General features: G+C 43.9%; 14 protein-coding genes. 2 read left to right on the plus strand and 12 right to left on the minus strand.

The genetic code is table 11. From position 1 onward, the window contains the following. Nucleotides 1-146 precede the first annotated feature (146 nt). The 8 genes from V3851_RS08020 to V3851_RS08055 all read right to left on the minus strand — a co-directional run bounded on the left by V3851_RS08020 (nucleotide 147) and on the right by V3851_RS08055 (nucleotide 7128). Nucleotides 147-776, minus strand: coding sequence for an ABC transporter permease (locus tag V3851_RS08020; protein ID WP_331846003.1), 630 nt, complete (start codon nucleotides 774-776; stop codon nucleotides 147-149). 19 nt (nucleotides 777-795) lie between these two features. Beyond that, nucleotides 796-1704, minus strand: a complete 909-nt coding sequence (locus V3851_RS08025; RefSeq protein ID WP_331846004.1) for a glycine betaine ABC transporter substrate-binding protein — start codon at nucleotides 1702-1704, stop codon at nucleotides 796-798. A gap of 25 nt (nucleotides 1705-1729) precedes the next feature. After that, the gene (locus V3851_RS08030; RefSeq protein ID WP_331846005.1) at nucleotides 1730-2398 is read right to left on the minus strand and encodes an ABC transporter permease; all 669 of its coding nucleotides are present in this window, start codon (nucleotides 2396-2398) and stop codon (nucleotides 1730-1732) included. Next, nucleotides 2388-3533 (minus strand): ABC transporter ATP-binding protein, encoded by a 1146-nt coding sequence (locus V3851_RS08035; protein ID WP_331846006.1) that lies wholly within the window; start codon nucleotides 3531-3533, stop codon nucleotides 2388-2390. The genes V3851_RS08030 and V3851_RS08035 overlap by 11 nt, the downstream gene beginning before the upstream one ends. A gap of 408 nt (nucleotides 3534-3941) precedes the next feature. Beyond that, nucleotides 3942-4883 (minus strand): hypothetical protein, encoded by a 942-nt coding sequence (locus tag V3851_RS08040; RefSeq protein ID WP_331846007.1) that lies wholly within the window; start codon nucleotides 4881-4883, stop codon nucleotides 3942-3944. Nucleotides 4884-5153: 270 nt separating this feature from the next. Beyond that, complete coding sequence (locus V3851_RS08045) at nucleotides 5154-5876, minus strand: YebC/PmpR family DNA-binding transcriptional regulator (RefSeq protein ID WP_331846008.1); 723 nt, start codon at nucleotides 5874-5876, stop codon at nucleotides 5154-5156. Between the two features lie 195 nt (nucleotides 5877-6071). Continuing rightward, nucleotides 6072-6596: a GNAT family N-acetyltransferase gene (locus tag V3851_RS08050; protein ID WP_331846009.1), complete on the minus strand. Its 525-nt coding sequence runs from the start codon at nucleotides 6594-6596 to the stop codon at nucleotides 6072-6074. A 118-nt stretch (nucleotides 6597-6714) separates the two neighbouring features. Continuing rightward, nucleotides 6715-7128 carry a zinc ribbon domain-containing protein gene (locus tag V3851_RS08055; protein ID WP_331846010.1) on the minus strand — a complete coding sequence of 138 codons (414 nt, stop codon included), beginning with the start codon at nucleotides 7126-7128 and terminating at the stop codon, nucleotides 6715-6717. A gap of 198 nt (nucleotides 7129-7326) precedes the next feature. Between V3851_RS08055 and V3851_RS08060 the strand changes: the two genes are divergently transcribed. Both V3851_RS08060 and ilvB read left to right on the plus strand, forming a co-directional pair. After that, the gene (locus V3851_RS08060; protein WP_331846011.1) at nucleotides 7327-8043 is read left to right on the plus strand and encodes a YwiC-like family protein; all 717 of its coding nucleotides are present in this window, start codon (nucleotides 7327-7329) and stop codon (nucleotides 8041-8043) included. A gap of 41 nt (nucleotides 8044-8084) precedes the next feature. Then, on the plus strand, nucleotides 8085-9767 hold the full coding sequence (gene ilvB, locus V3851_RS08065) for a biosynthetic-type acetolactate synthase large subunit (RefSeq protein ID WP_331846012.1): 1683 nt from the start codon (nucleotides 8085-8087) through the stop codon (nucleotides 9765-9767). 89 nt (nucleotides 9768-9856) lie between these two features. Here the strand turns inward: ilvB and V3851_RS08070 are convergent, their stop codons facing one another. The 4 genes from V3851_RS08070 to V3851_RS08085 are packed head-to-tail and all read right to left on the minus strand — an operon-like array spanning nucleotide 9857 to nucleotide 18242. Continuing rightward, the gene (locus tag V3851_RS08070) at nucleotides 9857-10570 is read right to left on the minus strand and encodes an aspartate/glutamate racemase family protein (protein WP_331846013.1); all 714 of its coding nucleotides are present in this window, start codon (nucleotides 10568-10570) and stop codon (nucleotides 9857-9859) included. A gap of 10 nt (nucleotides 10571-10580) precedes the next feature. Continuing rightward, nucleotides 10581-13079: a non-ribosomal peptide synthetase family protein gene (locus V3851_RS08075; protein WP_331846014.1), complete on the minus strand. Its 2499-nt coding sequence runs from the start codon at nucleotides 13077-13079 to the stop codon at nucleotides 10581-10583. A gap of 21 nt (nucleotides 13080-13100) precedes the next feature. Continuing rightward, complete coding sequence (asnB, locus tag V3851_RS08080; RefSeq protein WP_331846015.1) at nucleotides 13101-14969, minus strand: asparagine synthase (glutamine-hydrolyzing); 1869 nt, start codon at nucleotides 14967-14969, stop codon at nucleotides 13101-13103. A gap of 30 nt (nucleotides 14970-14999) precedes the next feature. Beyond that, complete coding sequence (locus V3851_RS08085) at nucleotides 15000-18242, minus strand: amino acid adenylation domain-containing protein (protein ID WP_331846016.1); 3243 nt, start codon at nucleotides 18240-18242, stop codon at nucleotides 15000-15002. Nucleotides 18243-18266: the final 24 nt, after the last annotated feature.

Consider the following 18266-nt stretch of genomic DNA (forward strand, 5'->3'; position numbering starts at 1 on the left):
CCTGCCAACTAAGATTACCCTTAACGGAACGCCGCGAATCCAAAATAAGCTTAAAAAAGAAGAAGCGGACCGATTGTCGGTCTGCTTCTTCTTTTGTAACAATTCATATCCGCGGTATAAATAGACGTAAATGGATCACTGCCGACTTACGTACGAAACTTGTTTTGCAGCCGCCCTAGGAAGATATCCGCCAGAATGGCAAGCACCGCCGCGGGAATCGCGCCCGCATAAATTTGCACGTTATTACGTGTATTGAGCCCGGCGTAGATCTCGCGGCCAAGCCCGTCGCCGCCGATCAGCGGCGCCAGCGTCGCCACGCCGATGGCTATAACCGCGGCCACGCGGAGCCCGGCCATCAGAAACGGCAACGACAGCGGCATCTGGATTTTCAGCAATAGTTGAAGCTGGCTCATTCCGACGCCGCGGCCGGCGTCGACAACACTTTTGTCGACCTGCTTCAATCCGACGTACGTGTGCCGGATAACTGGCAGCAGCGAGTAAAGGAACAAGCCGATGACGATTGTTTTGAAGCCCAGCCCGAGTACAATCATAAGTAAAGCGAGCATTGCAAGGCTAGGCAGCACTTGAATGACGTTGGCTACCGCCAGAATAACCGATGCCAGCCGCTCGTTCTTTGTGCAGACGACGCCCAGCGGAATGCCGATGATCAGAGCCAGACCTAAGCCGCATAGCACCATCACGATATGGCCCCAGGTTAAGCTGAGCAGATGAGGCCAGTTGTCCTGCAAGTAAGTCAACAAATTCGTATTGCCCATCGCTCCTCGCCTCCTTTTCTTATTTCAACAATCCTTGTTCTTTCAAGTACTCGACAGCGACGTCTTGGGGCGTTCGCTTGTTGACATCAACTTCGTAGTTCAGTGAAGTCATCGTCTCGGCGTCGATATGACCTATTAATGGGGAGATAATACCGCTTATTTCCGGATATTGCTCCAACGTATCCTTCCGGATGACCGGCGAAGCATCATACGGCGGGAAAAACTGTTTGTCATCCTCCAGTGTCTGCAGATTGTATTCCTTGATGCCAGGGTCGGTTGTGTAGGCCAGCACAACGTCCACGTCCTTGTCGGCAACCGCCTTGTAAACAAGAGAGATCTCCATCGGGAATGTCTTGGCGAACGAGAAGCCGTAATGTTTCGTAAACGCAGTATATCCATCGCTTTCCCGCTCCAGCCAGGTGGTGTCGACACCGACCTTCATATCTTGGGCCAGATCATTCAGATCGGAGACGGTCTTCAGATTGTACTGGTCCGCTACCTCCTTCCGGACGGTAAATGCATACGTGTTTTCGAAGCCCAGCGGATCAAACCACTTGAAGCCGAAATTTTTATCGAAGCCTTCTTGCGCCTGCTTCAACACTTCGGAGCGCTCCTTCGTATCCTCGATTTCGAAATGGTCGTTGAAAATCTCACCGGAATAGAGCGTCGACATCTGGATGTCGTTGCTCTTCATCGAATTGATAACGATCGGGCTGGCAGCAAGATCAGGGACGATTTCGACCTTGATGTCGGTTTGATCTTGGATCAGCGCCTTGTACATTTCGGCGAGGATTTTCGGTTCAGAATAGGTTTGCGTGCCGATCTTGATCGTACCGGAGGCGGCTCCGCCACCGCTCCCTCCGCAAGCTGTAACGACAACCGACAATATCAAGACTAGTGCAATGACGACAAAACTATGTTTTCTCATGATACCTCCTTAGTAATGATCGTGATTAAATGATAGAAGCTTCCGACTTCGACGATCTCGCCCGCTGTGAGAAATGCTTCTCCACCGCGCCAAGCGCCCGGTCGGCCAGCAGTGCCAACATAATCGCGCACAAAGCGGCAGAAACGATGAGTTCTGTTTTGTTTACACCGATCCCCGAAACGATCAGTTGACCAAGACCGCCAGCCCCGATCAACGAAGCAAGCGCTGTCCAACTGATAACATAAACCGTCGTCAGCCGGATACCGGAAATGATGTACGGGAACGCCAAGGGGAGTTGAATTTGCAGAAGTAACTGCGTGCGGCCGTACCCCATGCCCCGGGCCGATTCGAGAATCGACGGATCAACGGATTGGAAGCCCGCATACGTATTGCGCAGAATTGGCAGGAGAGAATACAGGAACAGAGCGAAAATCGCAGGTTTGACACCGATTCCGAACAGAGGAATCAAAAGGGCCAACAGTGCCAAGCTCGGAATTGTCTGAAACAGATTCGCAATTGTAAAGATAGAGTTCTGAACCCATTTCGTCCGGCTGCCGGACAGGTAGATGCCGGTTGGTACCGCTACCAAGACGCCAAGCGCGACCGCGACGAGCGAGATGCTCAAGTGCTCCCACGTTGCGTTAAGCAAATCAGGGTAGCGGTCTCGCCAGAAAGAAATATAGTCAGCCCACATGAGCTTGATCCTCCATCTCTTGGACCGAATAGGCATCTGCAAGATGGCTAACCACAGACCCTCTCGTGATCAGGCCGACGAATCCGGAATTGTCCCGGATAACCGGTAGATTGGACAATTGATGCTGGCTCATCAAATTCAGTGCGACAGACAATGGTGTCTCCGGATGTACGACATGTTGGATCGGTCTCATAGCGTCGGCTACCGTCTTACCCTCGTCTCCGTAATGGTCCAGAACTTGATAAATCGACACCGTACCGACCAGTTTATTATCCTTGTCGACGATGAGCAACGAATCGACACGTCGCTTCTCCATCATCTTCATGGCTTCGGCAAGGCCCCGCGTGGGCAGCGCAACCGCCGGCGAATCGACCATTACATCGCCCGCCACCGGCAGATTCTCGACCTGCATGCGCTTCTTGCCGATAAAGTTCTTCACGAAGTCATTCGACGGGTGACGCAGAATCCGCTCCGGCGAACCCGACTGTACGATCCGGCCTTCGTTCATAAGAATGATCGTATCCGCCAGCTTAATCGCTTCGTCCATGTCGTGAGTTACGAAGACGATTGTCTTCTTCAGCTCTTGCTGTAAGGAAATCAGTTCATCTTGCAATTGTTCGCGGCTGATCGGATCCAACGCGCTAAACGGTTCATCCATCAAGATGATGGACGGTTCGGCCGCGAGCGCCCGAATAACGCCGATGCGCTGCTGTTGACCGCCGCTCAGCTCGGAAGGATACCGGTTAGCGAACAAGCGGGGATCGAGCCCGACCATCGTCATCAGCTCGTCGACCTTGGCCGTGATCTTCTCTTTGTTCCACTTCAATAAGCGAGGGACAACGCCAACGTTCTTGGCAATCGTCATATGGGGGAACAGACCGATATTCTGGATTACGTAGCCGATCTCCCGCCGCAATTCGACCGGATCAAGCTTTGAAATGTTGTTGCCGTCGATCAGAATTTGACCGGAACTTGGGTTGATCAGCCGGTTGATCAGTTTCATTGTGGTCGTCTTACCGCAGCCGCTTGGACCGATGAGAACCGTAATTTCTCCTTCCTTGATCTCCAAATTCAAATCATTCAATACCCGATGTCCGTCATCGTAAACTTTGTTGACACCGATAAATTGGATCATACAATCTCCTCCTTAGCGGATCATAATTTACGAGCATACGCAAACAACAAAATAAGACCTGTGCGCAGCACCGTCTTTCTTTGTCCGGATATACGATTGGGATAGCGACTTGATAGGTGAATCGTGGGAATAGTGAGTAATGAAAGGATCCGGAGCAAGCAATTTTCAAACGTGGGATGACATTCTAGAAGGAAGTTTAAATCGAGTCGCTTTAAATGCCGTGAAGTTTTTTAATACTATAACAAACATCTCGGAAACTGACAACCCTTCGATCTGGTTGATAAAGATTAGGACAGGCACCGGATTTGCAAAAGACCGGATTTTACCGAGGGGCTGTCTCACTAAACTTTTATACTAAGAGGCAGCCCTTTGCAGCTTTTGACCAATACCATTAGACTGATTGCTTCATCATTCCATCCTGTCAAAATTTTTCAGAAATTGAACCTGTTCGATCGCCTTTATCGCTTTCCACCAATTTTCGCTAACCGCAAACTCTTTGGGGTATTTCTCGTTATGTTCGAACCAGCTCCAGGCAATGTCCCAGACGCCGCCGGGATGCCGGGAATCCAAGATATAGTCGAGCTCGGCGGATACGATCTCTTCGTTCCCCGGATAAAAAATACTGTCCGGCGATTTTATGTATTCGGAAGGCTTCGCGTTATAGTGCGGCCATTTGGCGATATCGCGCTCGATGGACCTGGCAACCAGTTTCTTCAATCTTTTTTGGAGAAAATCGCAATCGAAGCGGCAGGCCGGCTCCGCATGTTCAAGATCGGCAAGCAGCGCGCAGTATCCTTGGACACCCATATCCCCCAGGTTTGTAGGCTGCTTTAGGATCTTGATTAAGGCATCGGTATAATCCAGCGCCTTCCGGTAAATCTCCTCGTTCCTGGCGGCATACCGCAGAACAAACCCGCACAATTCCGCCGTCACGCCGATGCTTTCGTACGAGTTCGAATCGGCGTTATATGTCCACCAAGGAGCATGAGGGTAATGATCATTCGACGGGATGGTAAACGGCCAACCATAATCCGTAATATGTTCACCGCTGGTCAAGTATTTAAGAATCCCTTGAAACACCCGATGCTGGAGGTGGGTAAACCCGATACCGCGCAGGAGACGAATCGCATATAGCGTCGTATAAGGCGATGAATTCGGATTCCAACAATCCGGCTCAAGCGCGTGACCGAAGCCTCCGTCTTTATTCTGATAATAGGATAGGGCCGCCAGTACCTCGTCCTTGTTCCCGCCTTCAAAACGGTAACGCCATAACGCCAGTTCAATCGATCTGGCATTCCGGTGCATCCAGTCGCTGATCTCCTGAAATGCGTCGCATGTCAGCTTGTTCATGGTCCTTCCCCTTTCAACGAATTAATGGACTCGCTTAACTGCCCTCCCGCTGTAAGCGGTTGCTACATTGGATATAATCCAACTGTTTCTACGAAAGGAGCTCTTGCATTTTTCTTGATTGGACAATTTCCAACCGGCCGGGCTCATCAAGTCTTACAATGTCCGGTTCTCTCTTTCAATCATTGGATTTTCTCCAATCCAGGCTTCCTAGCATAAAGAAAAACGGTGCAGAAAATAATCTTCTGCACCGCCATGCTTGCCGCGTATATTTTATTCTTCGCCAAACTCAACGTTATGATAAACTTGCTGCACGTCTTCCAAATCTTCCAGCGCATCGATCAGCTTCTCGAATTGCGGCACGGCGTCTTCGGGGAGCTCGACATAATTCTGCGCCAGCATCGTTAGCTCGGCCACGGTAAAATCCGTAATGCCGGCTTGTTTGAACGCTTCCTGCACCTCGTGGAATTGATCGGGCTCGGCGTATACGATCACATTGTCCTCTTCCTCGATGATATCGCGGACTTCCAAATCGGCCTCCATCAACAATTCGAACACTTCGTCGATCGTTTTGTTCGCTACGCCGATGACCGCCGTCTCATCGAACATGTACGCCACGGAACCGCTGACGCCCATGTTCCCGCCGTTCTTGTTGAAAGCCGAACGTACGGCCGATGCGGTCCGGTTGACGTTATTCGTCAAGGCATCGACGATGATCATGGAGCCGTTCGGGCCGAAGCCTTCGTAACGCAATTCTTCGTAGGTTTCTTCCGCGCTGCCTTTGGCCTTGTCCAAGGCACGATCAATAATTGCCTTCGGCACATTGTATGTTTTAGCGCGTTCAAGTACGACTTTCAAAGCACGGTTCGACTCCGGGTCCGGTTCGCCTTTTTTGGCCGCTACATAAATTTCCACGCCGAACTTGGCATAGACTCGGCTAGTATTTGCATCTTTTGAAGCTTTCTTTTCTTTAATATTGTTCCATTTACGACCCATGGTGTACCTGCTTTCTATATAAAATTTACGTTTACTATTATAACACCAGAACTATAAATGAAAAAACTACGAACCCGTCAATATTTTGAGAATTTCATTTCCGCGCTAAAGATGTGGCTTTAATCCACTCGGTGACCAAGAGCCCCAGCTTGTCTTGTTTGGCTATTACATCGTTCATGAAATAATGCACTATTTCTAACCTACGGGCCTGCTCTTGCTGTAAAGGTAAGTCCATTTATTCCGGTTTCTTGTATTCATGTATTGTTTTTCGCAAACCATGCCGATCTTCTCCGCTACCCGTCTTGACGCATGGTGATCCACCGGCATATTGGCGCAAACCCTCGTCATGCCGAGCGTATGGAATCCGTACGAAAGGCAGGCGGAAGCAGCCTCTGTCGCAAGATCGCGGCCCCAAAAAGGGGCGAAAATGATATATCCGAGATCGTTCTCAATCCGCGAATCCAGTTCGGCCCTCATAAACCCGATATCTCCGATCAAGCCGCCCGTTTCTTTCAGCACCATCCCCCACCGCCCAAAGCCGTGATTTTCATAGGATTCAAGATTCCTTTGCAGCCAACTTTTCGTCTGCTCCTCCGTGAACGGCGCCGGCCAAAATGACATGGTCGTCGCATCGCCAAGTATGGAATGCAAATCCTCGACATCTTTATCGCCAGCTGTATACTTTCTGATCAACAGTCTGCTTGTTTCCAAAATCGTCATCAGTTATTCCCCGTTCCCTCTGCAAAGAGAAGAAAATATTCTTTCTTTTCCTGAATGCTGTATCCGATATCCTCTAGGCATGCGGACAAATAATATTCCGTACCCATACTCTAGATCCCTATCCTCCGAAAAGGACATCGATCATTGTCCCGAATTGCCCCGCTTTCATGCCACGAAGAACATCGGGATCATAAATTTCGACATAGCCGCATGAGCCGCATGATACGAACAGATAGTGATGATGCTGGATATCCAGCAGCTTGCTTAACCCGGCCCCGGTCATCGCGACCTCGTTCACTTTGCATTCGGTTCCCCCGCACTTGGCGCACTTGAATCTGTTTTCGATGACTTCTTCGACTGACAGAACGGGCGACTCGTCTTCAACGTATATTTCGTAATCATCTCGTCCCGCTCCTTCTTCATATTCCGCTTCAAAATCCTGGTCGGTAATTTCGTAGAGGTGTTCACGACATTTTGGGCATCGCCCGTTCCTGATTTCGACTTGATGATGACACCAGGGACATTCGATCATCTGCACATCCGTCTCCTATCCTTTTTGTTCCGAGTTTTCGACCGCTTACCATAATTATACATGACGGGACATAGGGAAAACACTATAAATCGCCGGGAAAACCCCCTAAGTGACGGCCATCACAAGCTATTGTTACGGATAAAGTTACACTATCAGAAAGGTTACAAATCATGACAAATAGAGAGTGAGGTTTCTCCATTGAAAAAAAGCTACATCCCTAAACAACACGGTGCTTGGGCGATGCTGGCTGTTCCTTTCCTTTCGGGAATGTTCGCGTCCAACCCAACCTGGAGTCATGCTCTCTTATTTGCCGGATGGATGCTTGTCTATCTATTTTCCTACCCTTTTCTGCAATGGATCCGGACCAAGAAAACGAAAAATTATAAAAACCCGATGCTGCTTTACGGGGGGTTATTGATTCCCGTAGCGGCGGGGCTGATATGGATCGAACCGCTCATCTGGCGATGGATCCCCCTATTCCTCCCTTTGTTTATCGTCAATTGCTATTTTGCCCGGCGGAACCGGGAGCGCGCCTTTCTGAATGATTTGGCCGCCGTCATCCAATTTTCGCTGATGACCTTTGTCGCTTATTACGTCGGGAACGGCCTGGACTGGTGGCTGGCGGCGGAGCTGTTTGCCTTGAATGTCCTGTATTTTACCGGGACGGTGTTCTATGTAAAAACAATCATTCGCGAAAAAAACAACGTTCGCTTCTACTGGGTTTCCGTTGCATACCATACGGTCATCCTCGGGGTCGCCGCGCTGCTGTTTCCAAAATGGATGTGGGTTCCTTTGCTGATCCTGCTGATCCGGGCTTTCTGGTCGCCGCGGACACATATCACCGTCAAACGCTGCGGGATGCTGGAAATACTCTATTCCGTCTTCGTCGTCGCCACCGTTTTGATAGTCTATTGATTGTGGGATTACAGATAAAGATATATAGGAGTGGTTAGCTTATGAATGGAGCTCAATTGTTGATTCGGTCTTTGATAAACCAGCGGGTGGACACGATCTTCGGTTATCCCGGGGGAGCCGTCCTCCCCGTATACGACGCCCTGTTCGATTGCGAAGAGATCAAGCATGTGCTCGTCAGACACGAGCAGGCGGCCGTTCATGCCGCCGACGGGTACGCCCGGGCGACGGGGAAGCCCGGCGTCGCGCTGGTCACCAGCGGGCCGGGGGCGACCAATGCCGTGACCGGCATCGCGACGGCTTACATGGATTCCGTCCCGATGGTCGTGTTGACCGGTCAGGTCGCCACGGACCTCATCGGGCTCGACAGCTTCCAGGAGGTCGATATTTTCGGCATGACGATGCCGATTACCAAACATAATTTTTTGGTGATGAATTTGTCCGATCTGCCTCGTATCATCAACGAGGCCTTTTACATAGCCGCATCGGGACGTCCCGGCCCCGTGCTGATCGATTTGCCCAAGAACATCATGAATCAGCAAATGACCCCGCCGATTGGGGAAATCCCTCCGGGTAACGTTACCCTTGCGGGATACCGCCCTTATCCATCGATCGATCCTGCCGATCTGGATATGATGGCCGAGCGGTTATCAGCCGCCAAGCGCCCGGTTCTGCTGCTCGGCGGCGGCTGCATCGACGGGGAAGCTCCCGGGCTTATCGGGGAGCTGGTCTCCCGGTACAACCTCCCTGTAGCTTCTACCCTGATGGGGATCGGAGCGTTTGCGACCCGTCACCCCAACTATTTGGGCATGCTCGGCATGCACGGTACGGTGGCGGCCAACCGCGCCGTCCAGCAGGCGGACCTGCTGATTTGTCTCGGCATGCGATTCAGCGACCGCGTAACCGGAAAGCGGAAAGCCTTCTCTCCCGATTCTTACAAAATTCAGGTCGACATTGACGAAGCCGAACTGAACAAGAATATCACCGTCGATCTCGGCATAACCGGTGCGGTTGAAGAGGCGGTGCGCGGATTGCTCGACCGTCTGCCGAAAGCGGCGGCGCCGGATTTGGAACCATGGCATGTCCAAATCTCGGCCTGGTCCAAGAAGGCTCCGGCCTTCAGCGACAAATCCCAAGGAAAAATGACCCCGCAGCAAGTCATACAGTGCTTCAGCGAGTTAAGCGCAGGCAACGCCATCGTCTCGACCGATGTGGGCCAGCACCAGATTTGGACCGCCCATCATTACGAGTTCGCCGCGCCCCGCTCGTTCCTGACCTCCGGCGGTCTCGGCACGATGGGCTACGGCTTCCCCGCCGCGATCGGCGCGGCCGTGGCGTTCCCGGACCGGCAGGTCGTGTGCGTCAGCGGCGACGGCAGCTTCCAGATGAATATGCAGGAGATCATGACCGCGGTCGATCTCAACCTCAACGTCAAGGTCGCCATTCTCAAGAACGGCTATCTCGGCATGGTGCGCCAGTGGCAGCAATTGTTCCATGGCCGCCGCTATTCGTCGGTCCGCATCAGCTCTCCGGATTTCGCGTCGCTGGCCAAATCGTTCGGCGCGCAAGGCTATTATGTCGATAATCTCGAAGAGGCGCGGAAAACGATCGACCTGGCCCTGAATACTGAAGGCCCGGTCATCATGGAATTCGACGTCACCGAAGAGGAAAATGTGTATCCGATCGTTCCGCCAGGCGGCAGCAACCAGGATATGATCGTGGAGTAAAATGAAGAAGGCTCTTGCCCATAGTGATGAATATGGGCGGGAGCCTTCTATAAGATGCAGTAAGACGATGAAATGTTCTATTTTCCGGATTATATTACATTTATATATTCATTTTTTAGCGCTACACCACTATATTTCACCGCATTTTTAGCCAATATTTCCAGGATATCAACATATTCGTTATTTATGAAGTTTTCCCTTTTTAGTAATGAAAGTTCCGTACATGCAATAATTATCTTTTCTGCCCCCATCTTTTTTAATTCATCGCCAACTCTTAAAAATTGCACCAAATCCCCTTGGCTCCCTGCTTTAATCTGATTGTAGATAATATTCATAATTACTTCCTGGCCATTTTGAGATGGAACAACAACTTTGATCCCCATTTTATTAAATTCCTTTTGAAGTAACTGACTCTCAATGGTCCCGTTCGTTGCCAATACCCCAACTGTCCGGATGTTCATTTTTTTTATTTCTCCCACCACGCTTGGTATGATCGGAATGACTGGAATTGATAATACCTTTGTTAGTTCTTCATAGAAATACTGTGCAGTTACACAGGGTATAGCAATGTAATCGGCTCCTTGCCGTTCTAAGCTAATACCTGCCTCCACCAAAAAAGGCAACGGGTTTTTATCGCTTTTACCGCAAATATAATCCGTACGATCAGGTGTATCCGGAATACTGTATAAATAAACTCTTATATGATCTTGATCCCTCTTAACATCCGTCATCTTTATGATTAATTCTAAGAAATATACGGATGCCATAGGGCCCAACCCGCCTATGATCCCAAGTTTTTTCATATATGTTTCCTCATTTACTTACAAAAATTTCTTCCAGGATATTTTTAATGATCTCATAATTCTTTTTGTTATTTAACATCTTGTTATGCATCTCAAACCCTTGATAAATTTTGAAACTGCCCATTACAGCACTTTTCCACCTCATTACCTGTTCTTCCTTATAGCCATCTTCCGCTATTACATAGTGAATATTTGTACTTAAGCAGTCATGCGTTATTAATTTTCTATGGAAAGTATACGAATCACGTATCCTAGCTTTCAAATCACCTCTAACCAATTCATCGGAATAATTAATTAGTGGTCGAGCTTCATGAAGTAAATCAAGAATATCATTTATTTTCGACTCAATTTCATTATCGGATGCCTCTTCAGGAATATCCCGAAACTGTGAGTCTATCATAATAATATGAGATACATCTTTTCCCCTTTTGATCATATCTCTGGCTACTTCATACGCAAGGTTTCCGCCGGCTGAATATCCAAGAAATATATAGGTACCGTCTTCTTGAAATTGCATAATGTATTTTGAATATTTACTTATATTATCTTCTCCTGGTACAAAGTTGAAAATAACGTAATTATATGACTTCAATTCATTTACCATTTCAAGATAAGGAAATCCATAAGCATATATTGGCGGAAATAGGAATATTGTCTTCTCACTATGATTATTGATATTGATATAGTCCATATCGGAATTAGAAGCCTCTTGCTCTTCATTCCTATCATATTTCTGAATAAGCTTATTCAGAAGTTCTGCTTGCATTTCAATAGTGTTATTGTAAAAAAGCTCTCCAACGGATAATCGTACATCAAACTCTTTGTGTACCTCTGATGCAAGTTTGAGTATATTTAACGAACTGCCGCCAAGTTTAAAAAAAGATTGTCTAACGCTAATTATCTTTACGTCCAGGATATTTTCCCATATTGCTCTCAATTTTATTTCAATTTCCGTAGTTGGAGGAATGACTGGTTCGGAGATTTTTTCATATTCATTATCCAGTAAGGCGTAATCTATTTTGCCGTTTGGTTTCCTTGGAATGCTCTCCAGCTTGACATATTGATGTGGCATCATATATAGAGGCAATTGCCGGCTGGCATAATTCTCTAGTTCCTTTTGTACTATAGCGAAGTCTGAATCTTCACCCGGATGCACTATAAAGGCTACTAGAATTTCTTGCTTTTGAATTTCCTTCTTAATGACAACAATTTCTTTTACCGATGCATGGTTTCTCAATACCTGCTCTATTTCTTCCAGTTCAACGCGAATTCCTCGTATCTTCACTTGTCGGTCTATTCTGCCGATCAAATCAATCGTACCATCCGGTAAAATTTTTCCTAAATCGCCTGTTTTATAAATGAGATCATCCGGTTTATTGTTGAATGGATTAGGTATGAATTTCTCATTGTTTTGTATTGGATCGTTATAATATCCGTATGTACTATAAGGTGTGCGGATATATATCTCTCCCACTACCCCTTCATCGCAAGGTTGCAGATTTTCATCCAGAATTATTACACGTGACCCTTTAATGGGTTTACCTATTGGTATGCGTTCTTTTTCCAAGTCGCTTTCTGTCACAATATGCATAGTTCGTATCATTGTTGTTTCTGTAGCGCCATATAAATTGACTACTTTAATTCGATTATTATATTTACTAAACCATGGTTTAATAAGATCTGTCCTTGGTCTCTCGCCCGATAAAAGTATATAGTTCAAGGAATCAAATTTGTAGTCGTCACATTTATTTTGAATAAGTTGAAAAACGCTTGGTACACAGTGTATTAATTCAATCCGTTCATGTTCAATCCAATCCTTTAATTTACCGTCATCCGTGAAAATATCCTTATCTTGAGGAATACATAATGTTGCGCCATTCAAAAATGGAAGGAAAACATCACGCAAAAAAGCGTCGAAGCCAATGTTTGTAAATTGACTAATTCTACTTTTTTCATTTATTCCGAATGTTTCAGATTCCCAATCAATAAACTGTAACAGGCTTTCATTTTTTCCTACGATGGCTTTTGGTTCGCCTGTTGTTCCTGAAGTAAAATAGACATAGATTTTGTCCAGCGGCGAATATTCCATATCTTCCATTTTTCCCGAGACACTGATTTCATTATCCTTAATGATTTCATAAACCAAATTATTAACCCCTATAAATTGATGATCGTATTTTTCTTGGTCTGAAATGATCCATTGTAAATTGCATTTATTGATCATTGACTTAATGCGTTCATCCGGGTAGTTAAAATCGATGGGTACAAAAACACAACGTGCCCGAAGTATTCCGATTATTGTTATTATAAAATCTATCTTGTTCTCTATGATGACACCTATAAAAGTTTCTTCCTCAACGCCTTTATTAATCAAGGAATTAGCAATCTTTAAGGATTGTTTGTCGATTTCGGAATAAGTCCATTTGTGATGTCCGCATTCAACAGCAACATTACTTGGGTATTTACACATGACTTGCCGAATTTTCTCTTGCATTGTGCTATCTTGCATAGTATCACCCTTCCTTAGTGTTTACGCAAAATTATTTATTTTAAACTTCTCTTTAAATATATTGAAAGTCAAAACAACAATGAGTAAATCACTATCAAAAGGCATATTCAATTTAAATCCATCACTAGAATACTCTTTCTTTAAATTTTCAATCGTATCAGGGTTAAAATATCCCCCTTTTTTTATACTGTCATAGGAAAGCATATCATTTATATATTCTATATTTCGTTTTAGTAAATAGGTGCTGCCCGGTGCGACAAACCCAAATTTCTCTCTCTCCACAATTTCAATGGGTAAAAATTGTTTCGCAACCTCTTTTAATATATACTTCTCGGTGAAATCATTTAATTTTAGATTTGGCGGTACTAATGTTGAAAATTCCGCAATATTCTTATCCAGAAACGGATAACGGCCTTCTATGGAATTTGCATATGTCATCCGATCTCCGTGATCCGATATTAAGTGATCTACCAGCCTCAACTTATAATCAATATAAGATCTTTTGTGAATAGTATGCCTGTTAATAATTTTCTCTCTATCAATAACATAATGGTTAATGCAATCGATAGCAGAATAATGCTCATTTAACTGTTTAGAATAGAGTCTTCTTTTAACAGCGCTGAAGTCCCAATAATTCTTCTCGTAGAAGAAATATTTATCTCCCCAGAGCTTATCTTGGGTTAATTGCTCTTCCATGCCGGCTTGAGCATGGTTATTAAGCTGGCTGCGGATTCGGTCAAATTTATGACCCACATATCCCGCAAAAAATTCATCGGCGCCTTCACCGGATAAAACCGCTTTAATCCCTTTATCGGATACAAGCTTGGATAATGCATGGGATGCAGTATTATAGCTCTCCTTCAGTGGCATTTCACACTGATAGATCACTTCGGGCAATCTAGTGCTAATATCGGAATAGACAAAGAATTTATTGTTATGGTTGGACCCTATAAAATTACTCATCATATTCTGGTATTTTGATTCACAAATTTCTTTTTCGTCAAATGTGATGGAAAATGTCTCCCGTCGGATATCCGGAGTCAGTTTATGCGTTATCGCCGCGATTAAAGATGAATCTAATCCGCCGCTTAAATATAAGCCAATCGGAACATCCGATCTTAGTCTTAATTTAACAGACTCTTCGAGAAGCCCGCTCAGTTGTTCCTTGTAATAATCTTCACTTTTATCGTAACTAATTTCCCCTATCTCCGGGTAATCGAGATCCCAATACTCGATATCTTTAATCTTCTCTATCCCTTCGACTAATAATAAATGCCCGTTTTCTAAACTTCTTATATTCCGGAACATAGTTCTTGGACTTATTAAACCCGGAAAGGTCAAAACTTGATCCAATCCGACCAAGTCAACCTCAGCTTCCACTGAAGGGTGCCGAAGTATGGCTTTAATCTCCGATCCAAAAATAAAATAATCATCCGAAATTGTATAGAATAGTGGGGCAATTCCAAAATGGTCTCTTGAACAAATTAAAAGCATCCTCTTAAAGTCAAAAATTGCGAATGCAAATTGACCGTTTAATTCGTTAATAAATTCATATCCTTTTTCTTCATATAAATGCAATATAACCTCTACATCCGTATTCGTCTTAAAATGATGGCCTTGCAAAATCAAATCATTTCTTAATTCTATGTAATTAAATATTTCACCGTTACAAACCATTAAAACCGACCCGTCTTCATTAGATAAAGGCTGCATCCCTCCTGCCAAATCAATGATTCCTAACCTTGCAAACCCAAAAGCAATATTGCCATCGTTATAGAAATCAGTTGCATCCGGGCCACGATGTCTTATTTCTGACGTCATTTCTTTAATGATTTCGGTATTGATTCTACGTTCTCTTTTTAAATCAAATATACCGCCTATGCCGCACATCTAACTCATCCTCTCGCGTGCCTATATAAATTACTCATTTCTTAAATCATCATTAAAATCGTTGATAAGTTTTTTTCTTAAATCTTTAATTTCACCCGTATCAGCTTTATTCTGATGACGGCTTGATAATTTTAATGATTGTATTGTATTGAATTCATTATCCGGCAAATTTTCAACCATCTTTTTATAATCCAACAGGAAATTCGTCATGGTATGTTCTTCAAATAATTGTGTGTCATACTCCAGGGTACAGATTAGATTCTCATCCCCGTCTAGGGCTAGATCAATCTGAAAATCGAGTTTTGTAGTTTTCTTCTCAATCTCTACGCTTTCAAACTTTAAACCGGCTGTCTCAAAACGGGCATCTTGATCAATTTGATTATGAAAAACAAACATAGTGTCAAATAAATCATTTCTATTCTGAGCTTTATTCCTTGCAACTTTATTCACAATCATATCGAAAGGGTATTGGCTGTTGTTATATGCATCCAATTGTGTATCCTTCCCAGCCTTTAAAAATTCGCTTATCGTCATTTCTTTATTAATAATATTCCGAATTGGAAGGAAATTAATAAATATGCCTATAAGCTCCTTAAGATCGGGATGATTTCTATTTGCTGCAATAACCCCGCAAGTAATGTCCGTTTGCCCCGTATAATAATGCAGATTTAGTATAAATATACAGTACAGAACCATATTAAGCGTCATGCCGTATTTACTGCATAATTCATGTATCTTTTTCAAACTTTCTTTAGGGATTTCCACTTTAATAGAGCTTCCAACATATGCTCGTATTTCAGGGCGTTGTTTATCGAGCGGCATATTCAGCAGCTCCGGTAATGTTCTGAATTGTTCCGTCCAGTATTCTTCTTGTTTTCTCATAGCTATTGTATTAAACATGTTATTTTCCCAGTGGCAAAAGTCCCTGTATTGTATAGGTAGCTCTTCTAATTCCCGGTTATTGTATAAAGCAAAAAATTCCTTTAGCAATATTCGAAAGGAAACACCATCTGTTATGATATGATGAACATCCAGCAGCAAAAGATGCTCATCATTCCGAAATGATACTAGTTCAACACGTAATAAAGGTAATTTCTCAATATCAAAAGGTCTAACAAATTTTTCAACGATTCCTTTCAGATTCATTTCTTTACATTCGCTAAAATTAATCGTTATATTAAATTGATCTGTAACCTTTTGAACGACTTCTCCATCGATTAATTCAAATGTACTTCTTAGAATCTCATGTCTGTCGGCAATTTGATTTATTGCCAGTTCCACTTTGGATTTATCTAAATTTCCTTGTATTCTAAAGGCCTTCGTAGTATTATAATGCGTTTGTCCCATTCCCAACTTATCCAGTATAAACATTCTTTTTTGAGCGTAAGATGTCTCATAATATTCTCTTTTTTCAATTTTAGGAATAGAACTGTAAGGATTCTCCCTTATATTCTTTATATAATCAGCCAACTCTTTTACAGTAGGGTTTTTAAATACATCAGCAATTCTTAGTTCCACATTTAGACTCTGATAGATTTGCCCTACTAAATCCGCTACTTTTAATGAGTGTCCTCCCAATTCAAAAAAGTCGCTATTTGTCCCCACCTCATCTCTTTTAAGTATTTTTTTCCATATATTCAAAAGCACTTCTTCATCTTGACCTGTTGGTTGTTCTAACAATTTATCAGAATAATTATCCGTCCCTTTTACTTCCGCTAACATGTTTCTATTCACTTTTCCATTTGCCGTCAATGGAAGCTTATCCACTTGGATATAATAGGCGGGAACCATATGTTGCGGTATCTTTTTGGAAAGAAACTTCTTCAATTCCGTAACATCAACCTTTTGATTTGAAACGAAATACGAGTAAAGTTCCTTCTCTCCATTAATGTCTTCTTTGGCCAGGATAGCAACATCTTGAATGGCATCATACCCCATAATTACATTTTCGATCTCACCGGTCTCAATACGCATACCTCTGATTTTAATCTGATAATCCATTCTGCCCAGCAACATCAAATTACCGTCAAACAATAACTTACCAAAATCGCCGGTCTTATAAATATAGTCATGGGGGTTGTCTGAATAAGGATTTCTAATGAATTTTTCTTTAGTCAAAGCTACATCATTTATATATCCAGCCGAACAGAAAGGGGTTCTTATATACACTTCCCCTATAGTACCTGTTGGACACTTTTTCATATCCTTATTTAAGATATATGCTTTAGCATACGTTATCGGCAGACCGACAGGTATAACCCCTTTTTTACAATCCTCTTCATGAATTCTATAGTAAAATTTGGCGAGAGTGGTTTCTGTTGGTCCGTATAAATTAATGAGCTGAACCTTATTTTCTAAGATTCTTGACCATTGTTCTACATCCTTGCCTCTAAGGAGTTCCCCAGCGAGAAAAACATATTTTAAATGATCAAGCACCATGCCTTCCTCCAGTTGAGCCGATAACATCTTGAACAATGACGGTACCATATGTATTAAAGATATCTTGCTAGCCTTGATCCACCCGAGCAATTTCCTTGGATTCAGGATAATTTCATTGTCGGGAATACACACTGTTCCACCTGAACATAATGGCACAAAAATATCTCTTAAGAATGGATCAAAAACGGGACGAGTAAGCTGGCTCACCCTACAAGTATCATTAATATCGAACTCCCCTATTTGCCATTCAATATATTGAAGTAAACTATTATGTCTTCCCAACACCGCTTTAGGCTCTCCAGTTGTACCGGATGTAAAATAAATATAACAATATTTATTATTGTAGTATCTTTCATTCGGCTCTGGCGTTACGTCATTATGATTACTTAATCTAACTATTCGGTAACGATGATTATCATATGATGCTTCAGCATGGCTATCCTTATCTTCTACCAGAAAAACATTAAATCTGGGACGATAATTCCGTTCAATTTCATTCACCAAATTCAGACAGTCTTCATTTGTAACAATCCAATCGGGTGATAATACCTCCATCATTTTAAGTACTTTATTTAGCGGGTAATTAATATCAATCGGTACAAAGATATAACCCGCTTTTATAATTCCCAATAACGATTTAACTAATGCTGCGCTTTTATCCAACATAACAAAGACGTATTTCTTTTCACTCTCCGAATTCAATAATATATTCGCTATAATGTCGGATGCTTTCTCCAGTTGTGAGTAAGAAACTTCTGTAGCACCACACTCTATGGCCGGCTTGTTTGGATGCAATTCAGCATATTCCCTTACCTTATCGCCCAGGTACTTCATTTAAAATACACCTCGTTTCAAACT

The organism is Paenibacillus haidiansis (genome assembly GCF_036553665.1).
In the GTDB taxonomy this organism is placed as follows: domain Bacteria; phylum Bacillota; class Bacilli; order Paenibacillales; family Paenibacillaceae; genus Fontibacillus; species Fontibacillus haidiansis.

Bases quoted from the DNA above. Each gene is read 5' to 3' on its own strand.
- V3851_RS08020 (WP_331846003.1), bottom strand. From the start codon at position 776: ATGGGCAATACGAATTTGTTGACTTACTTGCAGGACAACTGGCCTCAT.
- V3851_RS08025 (WP_331846004.1), bottom strand. From the start codon at position 1,704: ATGAGAAAACATAGTTTTGTCGTCATTGCACTAGTCTTGATATTGTCG.
- V3851_RS08030 (WP_331846005.1), bottom strand. From the start codon at position 2,398: ATGTGGGCTGACTATATTTCTTTCTGGCGAGACCGCTACCCTGATTTG.
- V3851_RS08035 (WP_331846006.1), bottom strand. From the start codon at position 3,533: ATGATCCAATTTATCGGTGTCAACAAAGTTTACGATGACGGACATCGG.
- V3851_RS08040 (WP_331846007.1), bottom strand. From the start codon at position 4,883: ATGAACAAGCTGACATGCGACGCATTTCAGGAGATCAGCGACTGGATG.
- V3851_RS08045 (WP_331846008.1), bottom strand. From the start codon at position 5,876: ATGGGTCGTAAATGGAACAATATTAAAGAAAAGAAAGCTTCAAAAGAT.
- V3851_RS08050 (WP_331846009.1), bottom strand. From the start codon at position 6,596: ATGACGATTTTGGAAACAAGCAGACTGTTGATCAGAAAGTATACAGCT.
- V3851_RS08055 (WP_331846010.1), bottom strand. From the start codon at position 7,128: ATGATCGAATGTCCCTGGTGTCATCATCAAGTCGAAATCAGGAACGGG.
- ilvB (WP_331846012.1), top strand. From the start codon at position 8,085: ATGAATGGAGCTCAATTGTTGATTCGGTCTTTGATAAACCAGCGGGTG.
- V3851_RS08070 (WP_331846013.1), bottom strand. From the start codon at position 10,570: ATGAAAAAACTTGGGATCATAGGCGGGTTGGGCCCTATGGCATCCGTA.
- V3851_RS08075 (WP_331846014.1), bottom strand. From the start codon at position 13,079: ATGCAAGATAGCACAATGCAAGAGAAAATTCGGCAAGTCATGTGTAAA.
- asnB (WP_331846015.1), bottom strand. From the start codon at position 14,969: ATGTGCGGCATAGGCGGTATATTTGATTTAAAAAGAGAACGTAGAATC.
- V3851_RS08085 (WP_331846016.1), bottom strand. From the start codon at position 18,242: ATGAAGTACCTGGGCGATAAGGTAAGGGAATATGCTGAATTGCATCCA.